Raw genomic sequence first — 21734 nt, 5'->3', positions numbered from 1 at the left:
TCATAAAACAACCTCCGCTGGATAATATTTTATTCTTCTTCCTATATTTAGGATACTATAGTTGGTGGTAAAAGTATACTTTAGGGAATTTACTGTTTTATTTCCTTGAAATTCTTTTTGTTAGGGAAGTATTTTTACTAAGCATAATTTATCGGGTGCCCACTATGAATTTGGAATGAATTTAAAAACATCTCCTGTACTCAATGCCTCACTTGCTATGGTTTTTATGTATATGCCATACAAAATAAAGTGACGCAGTTATCATGGGTAAATTGACCGGTGGTTTGAACGAAGTGAGCGCGAAGAGATGATCACGAGCCTTGCTTACGTTTCTCTATTCAGTATGCTCATCGGCTTTGTGTTCTGGTATCGTGGTCTTGCACAGGGAGGAATTGCAGCAGTTGGGCAGTTACAACTCCTCCAGCTGTTTTAAAAATATGATTTAAAGACAAAATTTCAGATTTCAGCTGATCTAATAGATCATTGCGAGGAGTCATTGGAATTAGTGTTTCTTGCATAATAAAAGTGCCTAATATTGCAGCGTAAAAATGCCGAACTTTGATGCAAAAAAAGAGACACTTGTCAGCATCCCATTATCATCCTATCGTTATGTTTGCGACAACGTAGCGAGAGGAGAAATGAAAGGATGTTGAAAATGCCTCAACAAGACTATATCAGATTTCTACGCGAAGTAGAAGGCTGTTCTGTAAATGAAATAGCTGAACGTGTGGGGGTTCATTGGCGAACAGCAAAAAAATATGCCGATCAAACTAACTGGAATGTATCTGTGGCCAAACGAAAAAGTAGAAGTCCAGTCATGGGGGCATTTATGGAGATTGTCGATACGTGGTTGGAAGAGGACCGCTTGCTCCCCCGAAAGCAACGTCATACAGGTGTACGCATTTTTCAAAGGTTACGTGACGAACATCAATTTACAGGCGGACAACGTACAGTGCTAGCCTATGTGCAGAAACGAAAGAGTGAAATGGAACTGGAACGTGCCAAAACGTATGAACGACTAGAACATCCGCCTGGAGAGGCTCAAGTCGACTTTACGACCCTTGAGGTAAGCCAAGGGCACCATATGCTTACATATAAACTTCTGGTGATGTCTTTCCCGCATAGCAACGCTGCATTCGTTTATCCGACACCGGCGGAAAATCAGGAATGCTTCTTAGAAGCGATGAAGCAATGCTTCGAACAGATGGGCGGTGTTCCTCAGCGGATATGGTTCGACAACCTGTCTGCCGCCGTCGTGCATATCGAGAAAGGAGGCGAGCGGCAATTAACCGAAGGCTTTCTGCGATTCTGTGCCCATTACCGGTTTGAAGCTGTCTTCTGCAATCCGTATAGCGGTCATGAAAAGGGGCATGTGGAAAATAAATGCGGCTACTCTAAGAGGAACTGGGCCGTCCCCATTCCCATCTATGAAAACCATGAACAACTTGTCGCGTATTTCGCTGAGCAGGCAACTCAAGATCACCAGCGTAAGCATTATGCTCAAAACCGCCGAATCGCTGATCTGTGGGAGGATGACCGACGTAAGCTCCTTACATTGCCGGAGCATGGATTTGATGCTTTTCGCTTGGCTGCTGCGGTAGTCAATAAGTACGGGGAAATTCGGATTGAAGATACGACGATTCCGTTACTAGGAATGGTTGCGCCAGGTAGCGAGGTGCTGATCCAAACGTTCTGGGATCGTCTGGTTATCCTGAACGGTCACCACCAGAAGATTCGGGAGGTGCCTAGACCTTACACGGGACGAACGGCGGACGTTCCGTGGTCGAAAGTATTTAGCGGATGGTTGAGAAAACCGCGCAGTGTTACACATTCGCAGTTCCTTCGCATGCTGCCGGAGACACTGCACGTGTATGTGACGGTGAAGGATCTGGCTGAGCGAAAAGAGCGCCTTCAGGCGCTGTTGCACTGGAGCGATGTGTACACCATAGAACAGATCCAAGAGGCAATCGCTTTGCTAGGCCAGGATGCGGCAGTTTCCCGCGTCACGGGTATCCTTGGTATGAAATATGGAAGCCGAGACTTGCCCATTACGTGGGAGGAGAAGCTGTCGCCCCCGGGAACTCGTTTGGAGGGCTCTCTTGAGCGCTACGACCAGCTTGTGGGGGTGAGCTAACATGCCAACAGAATTAGCCAATTTATGTCGGCAGCTACGATTGGCCCATGTCATGGACTATGTATCGCTTCAACAAAATGAAGAGATTCGAAGCATTGTGGAACAGATTCTAAGTGCGGAACTGGACGGACGCCGCCGTGCCAAGCTGGGAAAGCTCGTCCAGCAGGCAGGATTTCCGCATATTAAGACCTTTGAGGGGTATGCCTATGACCATATCACTTTTCCGAACGGCAGCAGTCCAGAGAAAATTCAGGGATTGGAATGGTTAGAGCGCAAGGAGAATTTACTCTTAATGGGTGCCGTAGGCACAGGCAAGACGCATATGGCAACGGCATTGGGTGTGGAGGCTTGTCGCCGTGGCAATGCGGTGCAGTTCTACCGAGCCTCCGATTTAGTTGCCATGCTTCAGGAGAAATTTACGACGGGAACACTTAACCGATTTCGAGATAAGTTGAGAAAAGTTGACTTGCTCATTCTTGATGAGGTTGGTTACGTCCCATTCAACCAAACCGGTTCTGAACTATTATTTAACGTGATAGCGGATTGCTATGAACAAAAGAGTGTGATCGTTACATCTAACTTAGAGTTTGGTCAATGGACATCGATATTCGGCGATACCAAACTCACGTCAGCACTCGTCGATCGTCTGGTGCACCATGCTCATATTCTTTCCTTCACAGGTGAGAGCTTCCGCTTCAAGCAAGCAATGGAACGAATTCCTATGTAACTTTGATGCTGGCAAGTGGGTTTAGCACTTTTGGCTGCAAAACTAAGCATTTTCTACTTGCAAAACACAAATTAGGAACATTTAAAGATCTGAATTATTTTTTAGGGAACCCCTTACTAGTTTCGTTCATCTATATAACCTACAGATACAAGAAGGATATTCCAATAAATAAAGGAGAATTTTATAGAAAGGTTTAGGATGCATTATTTGAAGACCATGATTTTCTAAGGGTGGTTGGAATAGAAAAAAACACTCACAGCTTTTAAGAGAGAGCTTTCATAAGTTTTTAAGAAACCTAGCATGTTGTCTTAGTAATAATCAAATAGGTTTTAGTAAAGATCAACTAATAAAACTAATTGATCAAGCAAAACGGAGTGTATTGAAGAAGCGGATACCTCTGATAGACTTAGTTGAATCAGTTCCATTAGTTGTACAGGATGGATTAAGCTATAAATGGGCTCATAAATCATTTATGGAATACTTTTCTGCTTGCTTTATTTATAGTGATATTAGTTCGAAAAAGGAAGAAATCATTAATAAAATGTATAAAAGTGAAAATATCACCTTTTATGAAAATGTTCTAGATATCTACTATGATATTGATCAGGATACATTTAACAGAGTGATCATTAGGCCGTTATTACACGATTATTTAAAATATTTGGGTGATACTATAGTTGTAGATGAACTAAAACTAATTTACAAGCAATATACATATTTACGCATTTTTTATCGGGGGATGAAAGTTTCTATCATATCTGAATCTGAAGATTCGTTTAAAGCTTGTGAAAAAATAAAAAGCGAACTTGGAGTTGACGTTCACTCTTTATCTCACTCATACAACTTTGTAACGGCTGACAATCATGAAGACCGTTTTGATATCGTACGACCGAATTTTGTATTTACTACTGATCTTAATACAACAAAAATAATTGAGATTTTAAAAAATAAAAAAACAGGCTTCATTTGATAAAAAAATGTTAGGAAACCAAAATCAATGTAAAGGTGAAATAACTATTTCCTATTTGGAGGATTTGTCTTTATTAAGTAATGGTGATATTGAGAATAGAATAAATACATTAATTGTTAATATTTTTGAGTATAACTTTTATTTGAATTTCAAGGAAACCAAGAAATATCTCGAAAAAATTGAATACTATAGTTCATGTGTTGAAGAAAACTTTATTGATATTATGTAAAAGAAGATTTCACTTCATAATACAAAAATGATAAAAAATCATAAATGATAACTTATCGGAACCAAAGAATTGGCCCACTTAGAAATGATTGCCACCATGGTATATAAGCTGACCAAGGATGCGACAGTAGAGGAACTGGATGCTGCCGGATTAGCCCCTCACTATGTGGCGCACGATAGTGCGATGTTTTATGAGAATGCATCAGGCGTGCCCTGGACGGCCGCCTATATTCAAGCGAAGGGCGATCCCATTGCGGATTTGTACGAGGATATCGCGGCAGAGGAGAAGGCGAGGGCTACATACCAGTGGCTCATCGACATGACCGATGACGTCGACTTGCAGGACGGCCTTAAGTTCCTGCGGGAGCGGGAGATTATCCACTCGCTGCGCTTCCGCGAAGCGGTGGAGATCCTGAAGGATGACCGGGGGAAGAAGAAGGTGTTTTGAGGTGATGTACGAGAAGAGGGCTCCGCTAATAAACTGCGGGGCTTATTTTCTATAGGGGAGAGAGAAAACATTGAATGTTATTACTAGATCGTAGAATATGAAAGCTAGGACGGTAAAAGAAACGGAGTATGCCCGACTACGTTTTGCACATGGGTGACGGATGTGATTCAATAGGTTATTTTAACTTTTATGATCTTTTGAACGTGATGCCTGTTTCGAGATTAAAGTAAGAAAATAATTCTTCATTCCACTTTATTTTAACCTTTATTTCATCACCGGATTTAGGTGCGACGTAGCTATCGGAAATAGGTGAAAATTCGACCTCCTTTTTCCCATCAGGACTTTCCATTTCTCCGCTTAATATCATATGATCAGCAATATATACCTCATAAGATGCGTTATATACTATTAGTGATTTATCTAAACATTTGATATGTGGTTGTATTGTATACTTTGGTTGTGTAAATTCGTTATCGGTTTTGTTTGGTGAGAGGTTAAGATGAGAAGCTCAACATATTTGGCAGGAAGTCGATATGCGTGGTTTTTGTTAGTGTATTTTTGGATTTATGGTTTTGTTGGTTCAATCAATCGTTTTGTTCAGTCCTACTATCAAAATGAAATTTCCCATTATCTGGCAACGGGAAGAAGCTTTTTAGGAACGACGTGGTCGATAAACATTATAATCGGGGCCCTCTGTGCACCTATTGGTGGATATCTGATAGACAAATATGGTTATAAAAAAGTAATGATGGTCAGTTCTTTGTTTGCAGCAGGATCAGTTGGAACGCTTTTATTGTTTCGAAACACTATAGGTTATTTGGTAGGTTTCGGTATTCTGGCTGGTCTAGTAGGAATTGCTGCATCCGCAAATTACGTATTTGTATCTGATTGGTTTATCAACCACAGAGCTAAAGTCCTTGTTATCTTAAACAGTGCAGCTTCGCTAGGCTTAGCAATTTTAAGCCCGGTTTTTATACTTAATGAAAGTCGATTCAGTTGGATTCATCTGTACTGGGTCACCTTTTTTTCGGTAAGTCCTCTTTTGTTCTCTCTAATTTTCGGAGCGAGTTATTTAGGAGCTTTGCCAGGTGGTATCTTGTTGGCCAACGAAACGTTGGAGAAGAAAAATGTCTCTTCCGGTATGTTGACTGGTTTTCTAATTTTGACGCATCAAATAGGTGGGGCTATTTCTGGAATTGCAGGAGGGATAAACTTTGATTTGTTCACAATTATCAATTACTTATTGGATTTAATATAATCCTCAGCCTTATCTCTTCGTTAGGATATTTTAGAATCCATCTGAAGTTTTTTAGCATATTACACTAAAAATTCCATAATGAGATTGTTCCAAAGGGTATGGTTTTGTTGCGTATAGGACAATCTTTATCCAAATTCCCCTCCGTTCAATTAAGTAATTGAACGGAGTTTTTTCTCCTCTTTATGGCAGCTCGTCGGAATTGTTAGGTGACAGTGTAGGGGGAGTCGTGTTGCTGTACGGCTCTTTAACTATTTTTTATCGTAGCATAAGCTTCAAGCAGGAGCTCCGCTTTGATTCAGTCAGAACTGAGCAATGGGTGCTGCATTCTCACAGAAAAACTTAAGAAAAACTTAAGCATTTTCGATCATCCCTCTTAAGATGTAACAGTTAAAATAGACTTTACCCGCTGGAGACGCTGAACAAGGTTTCTATCGGATATGGTATATTTACAACAGAGTTGTAGCAACGATATAGAGTAAAGCAGAGGTGCAGATTATGTCCAGAGAGTCGATTCTCCTCGTTGATGATGAGAAGGAAATTATTGAATTGATAGAGATTTATTTGAAAAATGAAGGATATATCCTCTATAAAGCTTCCAATGGCTTGGAGGCTCTTCATATTTTACAAATCCATGATATTGATCTCATTATTCTGGATATTATGATGCCTGAGATGGATGGCATAGAAGCCTGCATGAAGATCAGAGAGCAGAAGAATACGCCAATTATTATGGTGTCGGCGAAAAGTCAGGATATCGATAAGATCGCAGGGCTCAGCATTGGAGCCGATGATTATGTAACCAAGCCGTTCAATCCGTTAGTATTGGTAGCCCGTGTCAAATCGCAGCTTCGCAGATACAAGCATTTGAACCGCCAGGACTCGAAAAAAAATGATCACGAAATCGTCATCGATGAGCTGGTAATCAATACCGCGACTCATACCGTCACTGTGGATGATCAGGAGGTTAAGCTGACACCCCGCGAATTTGCGATATTGGAGATGCTTGCGGTGAATCAGGGTATCGTGCTTAGTATGGACAAAATTTATCAGCAGGTATGGAATGAACCGTTCATGGATTCCAAAAATACAGTGATGGTTCATATTCGGAAAATTCGTGAAAAGATCGAAAAGGATAAGCAAAATCCACAATTTGTAAAGACTGTGTGGGGCATTGGCTATAAAATGAAGTCATCGAAGGAGTTGTAACATGACCCGTATCAGATTGTTCGATTCTATCCGATGGAGATTCTTGCTGATTCATCTGCTGAGCAGTCTGCTGACCTCGCTAGTCCTGCTGCTAGGCAACTTGCTGGCAAATTACATTTTGCAATTCAATAGGATCAATGCTGTGCTCGTTTGGATCATTAACCATATTGGCTCCAGGCCTGTCATGATTGTATCGGGAGCTGTTTTATATTTGCTCTTCTATTACATCTTCAGTAGACCAATGGTTCGATATGCCGGGGAAATTGCAGCTACTCTGCAGCTTATGGAGAACGGCAGGTTCCATCAGCCTGCACCGGTGCAATCCCCGAACGAACTTGGCCTGATCGCTTCCCGTGCGAATGGTGTAGCCGAAGAGTTGAACGACTATTTACGGGAAATCAATCATGGACTTCAGGAAATTGCCAAAGGACATTTTCAATACGATATCCCGGTCAGGCCTGATCATGTGTTGGGTGAGATTGCCGAGAGTATTAACCAAATGAGCGCGCAGTTGCACCATTCCATACAGGAAGAGCGGAAAGCGGAGAAGACGAAAAATGACCTGATCACCGGGGTGTCGCACGACCTGAGAACTCCGCTGACGTCGATTCTGGGCTTTTTGGAGCTAATCGAAAAAGACCGCTATTTTGATGAGGTCGAGCTTCGCTATTATATCGGTATTGCCTATGACAAGTCCGTAGCGTTAAAAAAGCTCATCGATGATTTATTTGAATATACGCGCATTAATAACGATATGCCACTGGATCTGAAGCGGATCGACATGAACGATTTTTTCCGGCAGCTTGCCGAGGAATTCGTGCCTAACCTGGAAAGCGAAGGTGTATCCTGTCGTGTCCATGCACCTGATTACCCCGTCAACATAAAAGCTGATGGAGATCATCTCGTTCGTGCTTATGAGAACTTAATCTCCAATGCGATTCGGTACGGCAATGCCGGTAAACGAATTGATATTTATATTCAGGAACGAGATGACAAGGCTGTAATTCAGGTTGTGAATTATGGTGAACCTATCCCTGAACGCGATCTGCCGTTTATCTTCGACCGATTTTATCGTGCTGATAAGTCCAGATCCAAGCAGACAGGGGGCGGCACGGGACTCGGGCTTGCTATTACGAAAAGCATCATCGAGGTTCATGGTGGCAGCATATCCGCGAGCAGCAGCGAACGGCAGACCTGCTTTGAAACAATTCTTCCTATCACAAAATAATGCGAAGTCTTCAGCCTTTCACAACCGTGAAAGGCTTTTTTGCTATCTTCTTTCCCTCTTAAATGATAAGCAGTTTCACCGTTTTAATTAAGGATTTGTTAAGGATTCCGACGTCATTTATTAAGAAGTCTATTATACGGTTATAGATGTTAATTTTCACTTCAAGACTGTCTGACACGAAAGGAGTCGCACCATGTTGAATAGAGCAGTACGTGCTCATCTACCTAAACCGAGGCTCGCCATTATACTCATTATGTTTATCTTCGCCTTGGCCGCCTTTTTGAGAGTCGATTTTCTCGTCTCGGTCAATCACAAGATATCCCATGATTCCGTTCACTACGACGAAATGGTGAGGCAGCTGCTGGAGACAGGGATTTATGCCTACAAAGATACAGAGCCGAATGCACAGGTTACGCCAGGATACCCGTTATTCATGGCGGCGATTTACAAGCTGGTCGATTATCAGCATCATGATCCTTTTCCGGCAATCCGTTATGCCCAGGTTGCAATGAGTCTACTTACGCTTTGGCTAATCTATGCTATCGCCAAAAGGCTCGGCGGACAAACCGTCGGTATCATGGCTTTATTGATTGGAGCCATATATCCGCCATTTGTATGGAGCAATGCCAGCGTTCTCACTGAGACACTGGCGACAATGTTCTTCGTGGCTTACGTTTATCTGCAGCTCATTGTATTTGAAAAGAAGCTGACCGCCTATGCTTTGCTGGGTGGAGCCACCATGGGACTGCTCGTGCTGACCCGGCCTGAATTTTTGATTCTTCTATTTCCAATCTATATGTTTCATTATTTTTGGAAAAAGGAAAAACGTACGACCTTAAAACTGTTTTTGTTTACCGTGATCGGAACGGCCGTGGTGCTATCTCCATGGGTGATACGGAATATGATTACACTGAATGAAGTCGTGGTCGCGTCTACTCAAGTGAATCCTTTTCAAGCCGGAACCTACCCAGACAAGAACTATGATGACGGCTTGGTAGACCGGCAAGGGAAGACGCAAATGGAAATTGCTAAGGAACGATTGAAAATCGGCTTTAAGGAGCATACATGGAAATTCGTCAAATGGTATACGTACGGCAAGCTTAAACATACATACTCCAAAATGTATTTTGGCAGCGGTCATGAGCCGCTATACCCGGTGATTCCGATTTTACCGTGGAGCTGGCTGAACTGGCTACATCGCGGGATTGTCTTTTCTGCTGTCGCCTCGCTCTTCGTATTTGCGAGAAAATGGAGACAGCCTGCCACGATCCTGGCCATTATCCTTGTGACGATGTCGCTGGTCAGGCTCGTTTTCGTCCCGGAATATCGATACAACTATACGGTTATGCCATTCATGATCATTATGGGCAGCATCGTTGGTGTCGCCATGATTCGCAAAGGGCTGCCCATCAAACAACATGCAGTCTTACCTACAGAAAGGAGCGTAAACGATGTTTCATCATCGCCAACATCACCACAAACATGACAAGATTCTTGCCATCGTACCTGCCTACAACGAGGAGGAGGGCATTGAGCAAGTGATTGCTTCGCTGCAGACATATGCACCTTATGCAGACATTCTGGTAATCAATGACGGTTCAACGGATAATACGGGACTGCTTGCAGAGAATGCTGGAGCAACGGTGCTCCATCTGTGCAGCAACCTAGGGATCGGAGGCGCGGTGCAGACCGGTTATCGATATGCGGTAGAGAACGGTTACGACTATGCCGTCCAGATTGACGGCGATGGCCAGCACAATCCCGCTGATCTTGACAAGCTGCTCTGCTGTATGCGGGAGAATGGCGCGGATATGGTCGTAGGCTCCCGTTTTATCGAGAAAGAGGGATTCCAATCTACGTTTGCTAGAAAGCTCGGCATTGATCTGCTTGGTAGTCTGGTTACGCGTTTGACCGGAAAACGAATGACCGACCCTACTTCCGGCTACCGGTTATGCAATCGCAGGGCGATCGCTTTGTTTGCTCAGCAGTATCCTGCAGATTATCCAGAGGTCGAGGCTCTCGTACTGCTCGATAACTATCAGTTGACGTTCCAGGAAACTCCTGTAGTGATGAAAGAGCGGCAAGGCGGTGTGTCCAGCATTTCGCCACTTCAATCGATTTATTATATGTGCAAGGTGATCTTAGCCATTCTTATGATGAAGACGAGGAAAAAGAAAGCGTGGGAAATGAGTCATGAAACTTAATATTTATTTGTTCAGCTTTTTAATCAGTCTCAGCTTTGCCGCGACGATTCTTTATCTCATTCGCAATCAGAAGCTGAAGGAGCAGTACGCCCTGCTCTGGCTGACACTCAGCGCTATGATGATGATTCTGACGTTGTTTCCATCCATTCTGGATGATTTGGCAAGGCTGATCCGCATTGATTATGCCCCATCGCTGCTTTATTTGCTCAGCGTGGTCGGGATTTTATTTATTTTGCTGCATCTTACGATGGCCGTATCTTCACTTGCTCAGCGCAATGTGGAATTGATCCAGACCCTTGCGCTGCATGAACATAAAATCCAGGCATTGATGAAGCGGAATGAGGAGCCCGATAAGGAGGTGGAACCGAAGGACAGCAGGTAATGATTGAACAATGAAAAGGAGTCTTGAATTATGATGAACATTAAAAAGGCAATGTTAGCTTTAAGCTTTGCCGCTTTGCAAGCGGCATTTGTTATGCCGGCGTTTGCGGATTCTGCGAAGGGGATGCCAGATGGAAACACGGGTTCACTAGTCTTATATTTAAATAGTCGCAAAATGGAACAAAGCGGCGTGGAATATACCGCCATCCGGGAGGCAACGGTGAAGCAAGGTGTTACGTATGTTAGCTTGCGCTCAATAGCGGAGCGCTTGGGTTATAAAATCGGATATGATGCAAATACGAATGAAGTGCTGATCCGCAGCAGTGATACATCGGAAGCAAGATTCAAAGTGGATCGAAATACGTATACCGTGAACGGTATCTCATATTCAATGAATGGTACTCCCTATATGGATGAAGGTGTACTCATGCTTCCGCTGCGATCCTTTTCGGCAATATACGGAATCAAGATCACGTTGGAGGGAAGCAAAGCAACTCTTGAGCTCCCTGATGTAACCTCATCTGATCCCGAACCTGAACCGGAGCGCATAAATGAACCTCCTGTAGCTTTATTTGCAACGGACAAGCATAAATACCGCATGGGAGAGCTCATTCGATACGACGATCAGAGCACTGATGACGAGGATGCTATCGTGGAACGACAGTGGGACAATAATCAGCCTGCTTTCTTTGAGCCTGGCATCGTTGAAGTGACTCTAGTAGTTAGCGATAAGCATGGCTTATCCTCTACGTACAAGCAGCAGATAGAGATTACCACAGAGCTGCTGTATACGAAAGAAGAATTCGAACGTTTGTTCACGCCTGTGGGCAGTAATTTTGAAATTTCAGGAAGTTCCGTGCTATCCTTCGATGTCTTACCCTATACATACCGGACAGAGCCGTATACATTGTTTCGGGCAAGCGGCCCAGAGACCGTAAATCAGGAGGGGATCCTATATCAAGACACGATCGAAGGGACTACACTATTTATGATCCACCATAAGAACCATCTTGGGGAAAAAGCGAAATTTTATGTCGTTGCCGAGAACAAAGGCGAATCTCCCGCGAGTGTTGAAATAGGCGGTTTAGGCTTCGCCGGCCCTAGCATTCATCCCGAAGTGGCGGGGAGATCCGCCGCAGCAAGATATTTCGAATCGATGATTAGCGGCAGTGCCAGCCAGAGCATAACTTTTGCGCCAGGAGAACAAAAGCTGATATTTACGGAGCTGAGCACAGCCGCCGTACCGAACGGCGATGTCGTGACACTGAATGCTGATCTTGTGAGCAAAGGCTCGATTCAATATACGGTGCTGATCGTTAAGGCAAACCATGATCCACTGGAGTCGCTTTACAACCTGCCATATCTTGATCCACAGGAATCGATCATACGCGGTACTTTCGAGGATTCGGCTCGCATATTCGAATATAACGAGCTGGTAGGGACAAAGCCGGAGCGGCTGCCGCTAACCGATAATACCACGGATCCTTTTCAAAAAGGAATCGACGGGATTAAGCTTACCGAGGCTACGAACTCTGGCAATTACGGTGTGCTCTATTATATCGCTCTTAACCGCGTCGCCCCGAATACGCTGATTACCTTCAATCCGCGTGGCGGGCTATACTCCGGTGCAGCGAGAGTGAATAATGATGTCGTTCATATTAAGCACATTGGTTCTACCAAGGATAGTACTAGTGTCCTCTATCGAACGGGTGATCAAGAAGAAAAAGTAGAGTTGTGGATTACCCCGGCAGCAGGCAGCAATTTGCCGTTTACGTTTCTGTTCTTGCCGCTGCCTGAGATGAGGAACTAAGATCGATCCACACGACTACACTTTACACTTTACGCAGCATCAAAAAAGAAGTCTGCTCCGCAGCCCAATCTTTAGGCTTCGGAGTAGACCCTTTAGATATCATTTTATTTGAGTTGTATTGACGCTCAGCGGCGAAATTATGAAAAGCACGGATAGGAGTGGAGTGGAACAAAGGCGTAGAATTCTTCTATGAGGAGGCCATGGCATCTTTTTTGGTTTTGTGAACTGTTCCATGCGGGTGCTCGGGAGGTGCATAAATTACATATACTTTGAGTGGTTTATTCCCCGTGTTTTTTAAATTATGCCACTTGCCGGCGGGGATAACAATCGCATAATCTTCATATACATTTCTGACGAAATCCAAATTTTCCTTACTATCCCCCATTTGAACAACTCCCTGACCTTCTTCGATACGAATGAATTGGTCGGTTGTTGGATGAACCTCTAGTCCGATGTCATCCCCCGCATTAATGCTCATCACGGTCAATTGAAAATGATTCCCAGTCCATAAAACAGTTCGATATGTGTTGTTTAGTTCCGTTGCCTGCTCAATATTGACTACAAATGGATTTGGCCCGGAATCTCTGTTCCCTCCGTCATTCCGAGAATCAGTTTGCATCGGCTGTGCATAGCATTGTTGATGATATCTAGGTACATGATTAAAATAATACAAAGGTGTGTTGGTGTATTGGCAATAAGGATGAGGATACGACGGTTGTTGGGGATAAGCATACATTGGATAAGGGTACATTGAGCGAGGATAAGATCCAGAAGAATAACTCATTTTGACATGCCCTCCATAGGTTTATTACCCATCATATGCCCAGGTTCTAATATGGTGCTTGGGATAAAGATGATACACAGCATTCGCTGGTGATCGGTGGGAGGATTGGTGTCAAGGGACCGTATTGATGTAAAATATCCGTAGAGGTAGTTTCAGATGCATAAAGGAGAGAATATGTGTGAAACTAATGTTTATATCCGATATTCATGGCTCCAGTCATTGGTTGGAACGAACAATGGAAAAGGCTCGGGAGGAGCAGGCAAAGCAAATCGTTATGCTGGGGGACTTTCTTTATCATGGGCCTCGTAATCCACTGCCGGAGGGGTACGATCCACAGCAGGTCGCACGTATACTGAATGAGCATAAAAACAACATTATTGCCGTACGTGGAAACTGCGATGCTGAAGTAGACCAAATGCTGCTTGATTTTCCGATGATGGCGGATTATGTGATGTTGTTCCATGAAGGCCGGCGCATTTATGTTACACATGGACATGGTTTCAACATGGAGCAACTACCGCCGATCGCGGAGAATGACGTGTTTGTCCAGGGACATACCCATATCCCTGTGGCTGATCGCAAGCATGGGATTTATGTGCTGAACCCCGGATCCATTTCGCTGCCAAAAGAGGACTTTCCCCATTCTTACGGTGTGTTAGAGAATGGAGCGTTTTGCGTTAAGGATTTTGAGGGGGAAGTTATTAAGTTCATTACTTTTAATTAATCTCTCAATCCCTTTGAATTAATACGAGAGACAAATAAACCTTGATGCCTATTAAATTTCATTGCGGCATCAAGGTTTATTGATTTCCTTATATATTATTTCCCGATGAACACTTGAACCCAGTAACCGTTGTCGTACGCTACGCCAATGTTAGTGAAGTTTGCGCTCATGATGTTTTTGCGATGACCTTCGCTGTTCATCCAGGCATTCATGACTTCAGCAGGTGAGCGTTGTCCTTTGGCGATGTTCTCGCCTGCATATTTGTAGGTGATGCCGAACTGCTTCATCATATCGAATGGAGAGCCGTACGTTGGCGACTGGTGATCAAAATATCCGTTTTTGCGCATGTCTGCTGCTTTGACGGCAGCCATATTCGCCAAATCAGCTTGTGTTGCTAGCGGCTTCAGACCTGCTTTGGCGCGCTCCTTGTTTACCAGATCAACTACCTGGGCGGCAAAAGAAGCTGCTTCTGTTTGTCCGTTCGTGCTATGGTTGTTCTTGCTTGGAGCAGTTGGCGCCGTAGTTGTTCCATTACCGGTTGCTGGTTTTTTACTTGGAGTCGTCGGCTTTTGGCTTGGCGCAGTTGGCTGCTGGCTTGGAGTCGACGGCTTTTGATTAGGCACAGTCGTTGTCTCTGGCGCAGGCACACTAGGAATATACCATTTTATATGATTAAAAGACCCATTCCAACTCCATTTCAGCCAGATTTGTTGAACTTGCTTCTGCCAATCACTAGTTGGAATTGAAGCTGCTTCTGCTTTTGCGCCAGATGGCAATATAAGTCCTGCAGCAAGTACAGCCGTTGCCATACTGCCAGTTATTATTGATTTTAATTGCTTGTTTTTCATTATTAAATTCCCTCCATATCATTCTATGAGTTTTGATAACATGATAGACTGAACACAGTAATAGTTACAATTTTGTAATCTTGCGCAACCTCATTCTAACATGCATTAAGAAGAAATGGGGCAGGTAAATTATGGATAGAAGTTCATTGGATAGGATAATGCAGCGGAATTTTTCGGAATTAAACATTATAACGTTATATTTACTTTCCGGCATAAGCGTGTTATTTTAAACACTATAATGTCGGGTGGTGAAGTGGGTGGAAAATTCGATGGATCGATACGTGCTTTGCAATATAAAGCGTGTGAATGGCGAGAAAATCGATATTGTCGTTGAGAAGGGGAAAATTGCCGAAATTACCGAAGCCGGGAAAGGAAACGGTCAGCCGCTGGGGAACGTCACAGGTGCTTATGTATCTAGCGGATGGATCGATATGCATGTCCACGCTTTTCTTGATTTTGATCCCTACGGAGACCATATCGATGAGATCGGCGTGAAGCAGGGTGTGACGACGATTGTCGATGCCGGCAGCTGTGGGGCAGATTGGATTGCGGAACTGGCAGCTGATAGCCAGCAGGCGAAGACGAGGCTGTACGCTTTTTTGAATATTTCACGCATTGGTCTGTCCAGAATTGATGAGCTGTCCCGGCTGGAGTGGATCGACAAGGAGCAGATTAAACAGGCAATTCAGATCTACGGGAATTTCATCGTGGGGTTAAAAGCGCGGATCAGTCGGAGCGTCGTTGGCAATAACGGATTGAAACCACTTCACATCGCTCGGGAGTTGTCTAGCAGCACAGGGCTCCCGCTTATGATACATATCGGTTCCGGCCCCCCGGACATTCGGGAGGTAATTCCTCTTTTGCAGCGAAAAGATATCATTACGCACTATCTCAATGGAAAGAAGAACAATTTATTTGATGCGGAAGGTCATCCGCTGCAGGTGCTGACTGATGCGATAGCGAGGGGGGCTATGACAAGGCGAAACCGTATTATGAGGAATTGCTGCGGCTGGCGGACATCGTGATGATGAACGAGAAGGATGCAATCCATACTTTAGGCATGAGCACGCAAAAGGAGCAGCGCGAAGAGCAGCTTAGGGAGCTGGTGCCAATCGTTAGCGAGAAATATCAGATCCCGGTCATTGCGGGTACGCACCGCCGGGTCCATAACGATAATTTGCATTCTTTGCGTGGCTTTTTATATAAAGATCAGGGCTTTACTTTTTCAGACATGCTGACGTTTTCCGTCTATGATAGAATAGGTGCCGGGGATGCCTTTACGAGCGGGATTATTCATGGCGAACTGGAGGGATTCCTGCCAGACAAGACCGTCGCATTTGCGGTGGCTGCAGGTATACTGGCGCACACTGTGGCGGGTGATACCCCAATGGCATCTGAAGAGGAAATACTGCGGGCCATGACGGAATCCGCTCGCGATATAGAAAGGTAGTGGAATGAAGTGAGCTTGTCCAGGAAGGATAAACCGCTATATTTGCAAATCAGGGATATTTTGAAGGATCGGATTTTGCACGGGGTCTATCCCTTAGGGGAGAATATCCCCTCCGAGCCACAATTGGAGCAGGAGTTTTCTGTAAGCAAAATTACCGTGCGGGGAGCGATTCAAGAACTCGTTCAGGAAGGCTATCTGGAAAAGGGCAGCGGCAAAGGTACCAAGGTGATTCGTAACAAGGCGGCCTCAAAGCTGTCGAAATGGAAGCACTTCACGGAGATTTTGGTGGAAGAGGGACATCGGATCAATAAGCAGTGGCTTCGTGCCGAAATGTTGCGCAATGAAGTGGGGACAGAGCTGCATATGCTATTCGGTGATCTATGTTTGAAGCTGGAACGAGTGTACTACCTAAATGATCACCCCTACATTTACTATACGCATTATTTGGCTATCGTTATTGATGACTTGGAGCTTTCTGATTTGAATGCACGGTCTTTGTATGAGCTGCTTCAGGAGCACAATATTACCCTGGACAAACTGCGCGACGAATTCTCGGTGGCCGTTCCACCGGTGGAGGCTGAAGAGATTCTACAGCTCGGTAGCAAGGGGATGCCCCTGCTGAAGCGATCGCGTTATTCTTACGATGAACTAGGCAAGGTAAAGGAATTTAGCATCGGATTTTACAATACGGAGCTACAAAAGTATATCGTGAACTACGATGTATAAAAAGATAACTTGATATGTTCGTGTCGGAGGCAGCTCTATGTCAGGGCTGCCTTTTTTGGCATTGAGTTGGTGCAGTTTTGATAGAAAATGAAAGGAATGTCATAGAATAGACATAAAATCAAGCCGGATCCTGATAAAAGGGACTCGAATGGGCTATATAAGTGAGAAATATTATAGCTTATTATGTTAATAACTCACTTGGGGTAAGCGATAAGCATGCGAAGGGGGCATCAGAAATAAGTTTATGAGAAGCAAGGGAGTGGTATTATTTCTTGTTCTTACCGGGGTCGTGCTGCTAAATCTGGCTTTAACAAATGCTGTTTCTACCATTTATGCGGAATCTGCGGCAGAGATACCAGGAGCTGCGTCCGACCTACCGTCCCTTCAGCAATTGGTTGACGAAGCAAGTCCGGGAGAAACACTTGTGCTGAGCGAAGAAAAATATGCAGGCCCTGCCGTTATAACGAAGAAACTGACGATCGAAGGTGGCAAGACGGCGATTATTTATAATGAAACACCGCAAGCTGCCATTCAAATTGAAGCGTCTGGCGTTATTGTGCGGGGAGTGAATATTTTACAGAGTACGGCTGGCGAAGAGACTGCGGCAATTGCAGTTCATGCGGATAGCGCAGTCCTTGAGGAGTTGAGGATTAAAACTGTTGGCTTCGGCATATTGCTGCGTGATTCAGATGCTACCCTGATTCAGAACAACGAAATCTCTTGGCTGCGTGCGGCTGGTGAAGCTGACACGAAGCTCAGTCAGAAGGGGAATGGCATCGATTTGTATAATTCGCATCAAAATCGCATTGAGCAGAATACGATCGCTGGTATGCGGGACGGCATTTATCTAGAGAACAGCAATGGACAAAATGTGGAGAATAATCGGTTGTATGGTTCGCGCTACGGCATCCATTGTATGTATGTAAAAGATACACGGGTGCATAACAATCAGGGGGAGTTCAACGTAACTGGAGCCATGATTATGGGTGTACGGAATGTGCAGGTTACAAACAATTCTTTTGCGAAGCAGAGCCAGAATGTCAATTCCCAAGGCATTCTGTTATTTGATGTGCAGCATTCGGCTATTGAGAGAAATTTGGTTGAGGGCAATAGAGTGGGAATATATATCGAATTATCGAAGGATAACCAGGTTATAGAGAATTCGATCATAAGAAATTTTATCGGTATTCAATTCAAGCAAGCTGAAGGCAACACGATCGAAGCCAATGACTTCGTATCTAATGTGATAGAAGCGGAAGCAACGGATAGCAGAGCTAATGAAATGAGAGGGAACTACTGGGATTCTGCTCAGGGCTTGGATATGGATAATGATGGGGCAAGCGATATTCCATATGCGATAAATCCTTTTTATCAGGAGCTAATCTCGAAGACTCCAGCTTTCCAGCTATTCTTTCAGTCACCAGGGATGACGTTCCTGAATGAGATGTACACGGAGGATGAGGAGCACTGGGCGACGGACAGCGCACCTGTGATGAAGCTGAATGGGGCATCGGCCATGCTGGCATTGCCATCCGGCGATGTGGAGGCTAGAACAGTAATTTCTGATCAAACGTTTATGTTGATTATCGCAACGATGCTGCTTGTTACAGCAATAATAACTATACTTTATTCGGGGGTATCCAAAACATGAAGAAATGGTCATTAGCTTTGATTATAATGCTTACATTCACTATGTTGGTAGGCTGTGGTCAGGATAAATATGCGGCTCAGGCTATTAATGAAGATGTTGATGTCTGCGTTGTATGTAATATGCAAGTGAAGGATGACGCCTTTGCTACACAAATCGTAACGAAGGACGGCAAAAGCCTGAAATTCGATGATTTAGGCTGTATGTACGAGTGGAAGAAAGAGAACGGTACGGACGATATAGGCGGGGACTATGTACGTGATTATAATGACAAGGAATGGATCGAGGTAAGCAAAGCGACTTATGTATACGACGCTTCGATCCGTACGCCGATGGCCTATGGTGTTATTAGCTTCAAAGATAAAGCATCCGCAGAAGCTTTTGTTGCTGAGCAGGGGATAGGACAGGTACTACGTGCCGAGGAGCTTGCGAATCATGCTTGGGAGCAGAGTCAGGATATGATGCATCCCCACGATCATGGAGATCATGGGGATCACGCCGAACATGGGGATGGACATGACGATAATCATCACGGAGATGACCATGAGGGAATCCATGAGGATGCGCATCACGATGCCAGTGATGACGCAAGTCAGCAATAGAAAATGAGGAAAATATGATGACGGATATGCTTCAAGTAGCAAAAAGAGAAATTAAGATTGGGCTCCGCAATCCGTGGGCCTATTCTTTTCTCATTCTGTTCTCTATATTCAGTATAAGCTTGCTGCTTATAAATTCTCGAAATGTCGTCAGCGGCTATTCTGCCACTACTGGAGCCATGCTCAATCTGATTTTATATTTGCTTCCACTGATGACTTTGTTTCTCGGCTCTTTTTCTTTGACCGGAGAGAAGGAAGAGGGAAGCTGGCAGCTGTTATCGACGTATCCGCTCGGCACGATGCCTTTTATCATTGGTAAATATGTAGGCCTTTCTGTCGTGCTATTGATTATTGTCTCGTTCGGCTATGGCTTGATGGGCTTAATTTCCGTCTTTACGGGTACAGCTTTTGAACTTAGTACTTATTTGCTGTTCCTTGCCTTTTCCTGCGGTCTAGTACTGTTGTTTTTGGCGGTCGCATTAATTGTCGGCTCCTTATCCAAAAATCGTTGGCAGGCATTGACGTTTTCCGTCATGATCTGGTTCTTTTACGTGATTGGCTGGACGACGATACTAATCTCTATATTAGGCTCGCTGCCTTATTTATGGATTAAGCCCTCGCTAGTCGCATTAACGCTCTTGAATCCCGCGGAGCTCGTGCGTTTGTTTGTCGTGATTAAGCTTGGCGGGGGTTCTGTGCTCGGGCCAGAGTATTATGAGTGGGTGACCTGGATTCAACAGCCAGGCGGCAGCCTGCTGTTTTTTGTAATATGCTTGGCATGGATTGGTATCTCTATTACGGGAGTATATTGGATCTGGGAAAGGGGACGATCTCGTGGCTGACCCATTTGTGCAGGTAGTTGATGTAAATAAAGTAATACAGAAACAGAAGCTTGTAGATAACATCAACTTGAATATTGATGCGGGCAGTATTGTAGGTCTGTGTGGTGGAAACGGAGCGGGCAAGAGCACGGTTTTGCGCATGATTGCCGGAATTATGCAGCCGACGAGCGGGGAAATTAGCGTAAATAGGATTCAGTGGAAAAAAGACAGGAAGCAATTCTCGCAGCAAATCGGCTACATGCCGGATGATTTTCAGTTTTCACACGGATTGACGGCGGCAGAGATCTTGTCATTCTGGGCAGCATTGCGCCGGGTTCCACAGACTCGGGTTGACGAGGTGTTAGGCATCGTGGGCTTGGAGGATAAGCGAAATGAGCAGGTGCATACTTTTTCCAAAGGAATGCGGCAGCGCATTTTATTCGCCCAAGCTATGCTGGGTAAGCCCCCATTGTTAATTATGGATGAGCCGACGAATGGGCTTGATCCTTACTGGATGAATGAATTTGTTCGGTTACTGCAGAAAATTAAGAGCGAAGGTCATACCGTCCTTTTTTCGACCCATCAATTGGACATAGCCGAAGAGGTTGCTGATTACGTAGTTTTCTTGAATAACGGTCGTAATTATGGTGAAGGTACTGTGGAGTACTTCCGCGAGCAGTATGGCGCTTTTCCACTTCACACAGCGTTTCAGCAGAGTTTGGGAATAACATCCGCAGCAGGTGAGTTAAATGAGTAAACCAGAAAGCAAAGGATTACGCATAAGCTCTATCATTACCTTGCTATTGGCTCTATTTGCCATCGGGGCTATTGTATGGATTATCATTACGTCCAATCAGAAGAACACCTCGGAGCAGAATGCAAGAATAGCGATCGGCGAAGCCGCACCGGTGTTTGAGGTTGCGAACACATACGGGGACAAGGTTTTACTATCTGATTATAGAGGAAAAGTAGTTGTCTTGAACTTCTGGGCTTCCTGGTGCGAGCCTTGCGTAAAGGAAATGCCGCTCATCAATGAAGTGTACGAATCGAATCAGTTGGATGTGGCTACCTTGTTTGTGAATGTTGGAGAGTCAAAAGGAACCGTAAATGAATTCTTGACTGCAAACCGATTTGAATTTCCGGTCATGATCGATGTGACGGGCAAAGTGGCTGGGTTGTATGGGATTGTCGGCCTGCCGGTTACTTATATTATTGACAAAAAGGGCAATCTCCATCATTCCATCATTGGTGAAATTACGAGCAGTGAACAGCTTCAAGCTTATATTCAAGCCGCAGCAGATGATTAAAGCCTTGCTTTGATCATCTGCTTTATGTTTTCAAGAAAATCAATGCTGTAGCGGGACACTGTCATGGACAATATTTATAAAAAAGGCTTGTAATCGCTTTTTTTTATGCTAAAATAAGAACTATATAAAGGATTGTGACCGGTAAAGCGGGCAATGCCTAGGTTAATTATATCTCATTCGCGTGAATGATATTTAATTAGCTTGGGCATTTTTTATTTCTAAAATTAATCTGG

Annotated in this window: 20 protein-coding genes and 4 pseudogenes; 22 read left to right on the top strand and 2 right to left on the bottom strand. The window is 44.3% G+C overall.

Translation table 11 applies throughout. The annotated features are described in order from the left end of the window. Positions 1-310: 310 nt before the first annotated feature. The 13 genes and pseudogenes from EIM92_RS23950 to EIM92_RS19780 form a co-directional block, all read left to right on the top strand. A pseudogene (locus EIM92_RS23950) lies at positions 311-430 on the top strand (EamA/RhaT family transporter); the annotation flags it as partial. 216 nt (positions 431-646) lie between these two features. After that, positions 647-2134, top strand: a complete 1488-nt coding sequence (istA, locus tag EIM92_RS19830) for an IS21 family transposase (RefSeq protein ID WP_125084303.1) — start codon at positions 647-649, stop codon at positions 2132-2134. 1 nt (position 2135) lies between these two features. Then, positions 2136-2861, top strand: a complete 726-nt coding sequence (istB, locus tag EIM92_RS19825) for an IS21-like element helper ATPase IstB (RefSeq protein ID WP_125081065.1) — start codon at positions 2136-2138, stop codon at positions 2859-2861. A 379-nt stretch (positions 2862-3240) separates the two neighbouring features. Continuing rightward, positions 3241-3831, top strand: coding sequence for a hypothetical protein (locus EIM92_RS19820; RefSeq protein ID WP_125084302.1), 591 nt, complete (start codon positions 3241-3243; stop codon positions 3829-3831). 7 nt (positions 3832-3838) lie between these two features. Beyond that, the gene (locus EIM92_RS24780; RefSeq protein WP_425464167.1) at positions 3839-4060 is read left to right on the top strand and encodes a hypothetical protein; all 222 of its coding nucleotides are present in this window, start codon (positions 3839-3841) and stop codon (positions 4058-4060) included. 54 nt (positions 4061-4114) lie between these two features. Continuing rightward, positions 4115-4507: pseudogene (locus EIM92_RS19815) on the top strand (manganese catalase family protein); the annotation flags it as partial. Positions 4508-5006: 499 nt separating this feature from the next. Next, the gene (locus EIM92_RS19810) at positions 5007-5765 is read left to right on the top strand and encodes an MFS transporter (protein WP_246021078.1); all 759 of its coding nucleotides are present in this window, start codon (positions 5007-5009) and stop codon (positions 5763-5765) included. 495 nt (positions 5766-6260) lie between these two features. After that, positions 6261-6971: a response regulator transcription factor gene (locus tag EIM92_RS19805; protein WP_125084301.1), complete on the top strand. Its 711-nt coding sequence runs from the start codon at positions 6261-6263 to the stop codon at positions 6969-6971. Between the two features lies 1 nt (position 6972). Further along, positions 6973-8199: a sensor histidine kinase gene (locus EIM92_RS19800; protein ID WP_125084300.1), complete on the top strand. Its 1227-nt coding sequence runs from the start codon at positions 6973-6975 to the stop codon at positions 8197-8199. Between the two features lie 193 nt (positions 8200-8392). Further along, complete coding sequence (locus tag EIM92_RS19795; RefSeq protein ID WP_125084299.1) at positions 8393-9685, top strand: ArnT family glycosyltransferase; 1293 nt, start codon at positions 8393-8395, stop codon at positions 9683-9685. Next, the gene (locus tag EIM92_RS19790; protein WP_125084298.1) at positions 9651-10403 is read left to right on the top strand and encodes a glycosyltransferase family 2 protein; all 753 of its coding nucleotides are present in this window, start codon (positions 9651-9653) and stop codon (positions 10401-10403) included. The genes EIM92_RS19795 and EIM92_RS19790 overlap by 35 nt, the downstream gene beginning before the upstream one ends. Beyond that, positions 10393-10785, top strand: a complete 393-nt coding sequence (locus EIM92_RS19785) for a DUF2304 domain-containing protein (protein ID WP_125084297.1) — start codon at positions 10393-10395, stop codon at positions 10783-10785. The genes EIM92_RS19790 and EIM92_RS19785 overlap by 11 nt, the downstream gene beginning before the upstream one ends. A 30-nt stretch (positions 10786-10815) precedes the next feature. After that, positions 10816-12594, top strand: coding sequence for a copper amine oxidase N-terminal domain-containing protein (locus EIM92_RS19780; RefSeq protein WP_125084296.1), 1779 nt, complete (start codon positions 10816-10818; stop codon positions 12592-12594). A 187-nt stretch (positions 12595-12781) separates the two neighbouring features. On the opposite strand, the gene EIM92_RS19775 is transcribed toward EIM92_RS19780, so the two are convergent. Further along, on the bottom strand, positions 12782-13378 hold the full coding sequence (locus EIM92_RS19775) for a cupin domain-containing protein (protein ID WP_246021076.1): 597 nt from the start codon (positions 13376-13378) through the stop codon (positions 12782-12784). Positions 13379-13556: 178 nt separating this feature from the next. On the opposite strand from EIM92_RS19775, the gene yfcE reads away from it, so the two are divergent. After that, on the top strand, positions 13557-14102 hold the full coding sequence (gene yfcE, locus EIM92_RS19770; RefSeq protein ID WP_125084295.1) for a phosphodiesterase: 546 nt from the start codon (positions 13557-13559) through the stop codon (positions 14100-14102). 95 nt (positions 14103-14197) lie between these two features. On the opposite strand, the gene EIM92_RS19765 is transcribed toward yfcE, so the two are convergent. Then, a complete protein-coding gene (locus EIM92_RS19765) occupies positions 14198-14950 on the bottom strand; it encodes a CAP domain-containing protein (RefSeq protein ID WP_125084294.1) in 753 nt (250 codons plus the stop codon). A gap of 269 nt (positions 14951-15219) precedes the next feature. On the opposite strand from EIM92_RS19765, the pseudogene EIM92_RS19760 reads away from it, so the two are divergent. The 8 genes and pseudogenes from EIM92_RS19760 to EIM92_RS19725 all read left to right on the top strand — a co-directional run. Beyond that, positions 15220-15918 (top strand): annotated as a pseudogene (locus tag EIM92_RS19760) (amidohydrolase family protein); the annotation flags it as partial. Continuing rightward, positions 15912-16400, top strand: a pseudogene (locus tag EIM92_RS19755) (carbohydrate kinase family protein); the annotation flags it as partial. The pseudogenes EIM92_RS19760 and EIM92_RS19755, both read left to right, overlap by 7 nt. A gap of 9 nt (positions 16401-16409) precedes the next feature. Next, the gene (locus EIM92_RS19750) at positions 16410-17126 is read left to right on the top strand and encodes a GntR family transcriptional regulator (protein WP_125084293.1); all 717 of its coding nucleotides are present in this window, start codon (positions 16410-16412) and stop codon (positions 17124-17126) included. A gap of 259 nt (positions 17127-17385) precedes the next feature. Further along, positions 17386-18777: a right-handed parallel beta-helix repeat-containing protein gene (locus tag EIM92_RS19745; protein ID WP_246021074.1), complete on the top strand. Its 1392-nt coding sequence runs from the start codon at positions 17386-17388 to the stop codon at positions 18775-18777. After that, positions 18774-19376 carry a nitrous oxide reductase accessory protein NosL gene (locus EIM92_RS19740; RefSeq protein ID WP_125084291.1) on the top strand — a complete coding sequence of 201 codons (603 nt, stop codon included), beginning with the start codon at positions 18774-18776 and terminating at the stop codon, positions 19374-19376. Before EIM92_RS19745 ends, EIM92_RS19740 begins: the two co-directional genes overlap by 4 nt. 17 nt (positions 19377-19393) lie before the next feature. Then, positions 19394-20215, top strand: a complete 822-nt coding sequence (locus tag EIM92_RS19735) for an ABC transporter permease (RefSeq protein WP_125085286.1) — start codon at positions 19394-19396, stop codon at positions 20213-20215. Beyond that, positions 20208-20951: an ABC transporter ATP-binding protein gene (locus EIM92_RS19730; protein WP_125084290.1), complete on the top strand. Its 744-nt coding sequence runs from the start codon at positions 20208-20210 to the stop codon at positions 20949-20951. The genes EIM92_RS19735 and EIM92_RS19730 overlap by 8 nt, the downstream gene beginning before the upstream one ends. Further along, complete coding sequence (locus EIM92_RS19725) at positions 20944-21501, top strand: TlpA family protein disulfide reductase (RefSeq protein WP_125084289.1); 558 nt, start codon at positions 20944-20946, stop codon at positions 21499-21501. Before EIM92_RS19730 ends, EIM92_RS19725 begins: the two co-directional genes overlap by 8 nt. Positions 21502-21734: the final 233 nt, after the last annotated feature.

Source organism: Paenibacillus lentus (assembly GCF_003931855.1).
Classification (GTDB): domain Bacteria; phylum Bacillota; class Bacilli; order Paenibacillales; family Paenibacillaceae; genus Fontibacillus; species Fontibacillus lentus.
Note: the sequence above shows the minus strand (reverse complement) of the source record. Positions and strands in the feature narration are given on the sequence as shown.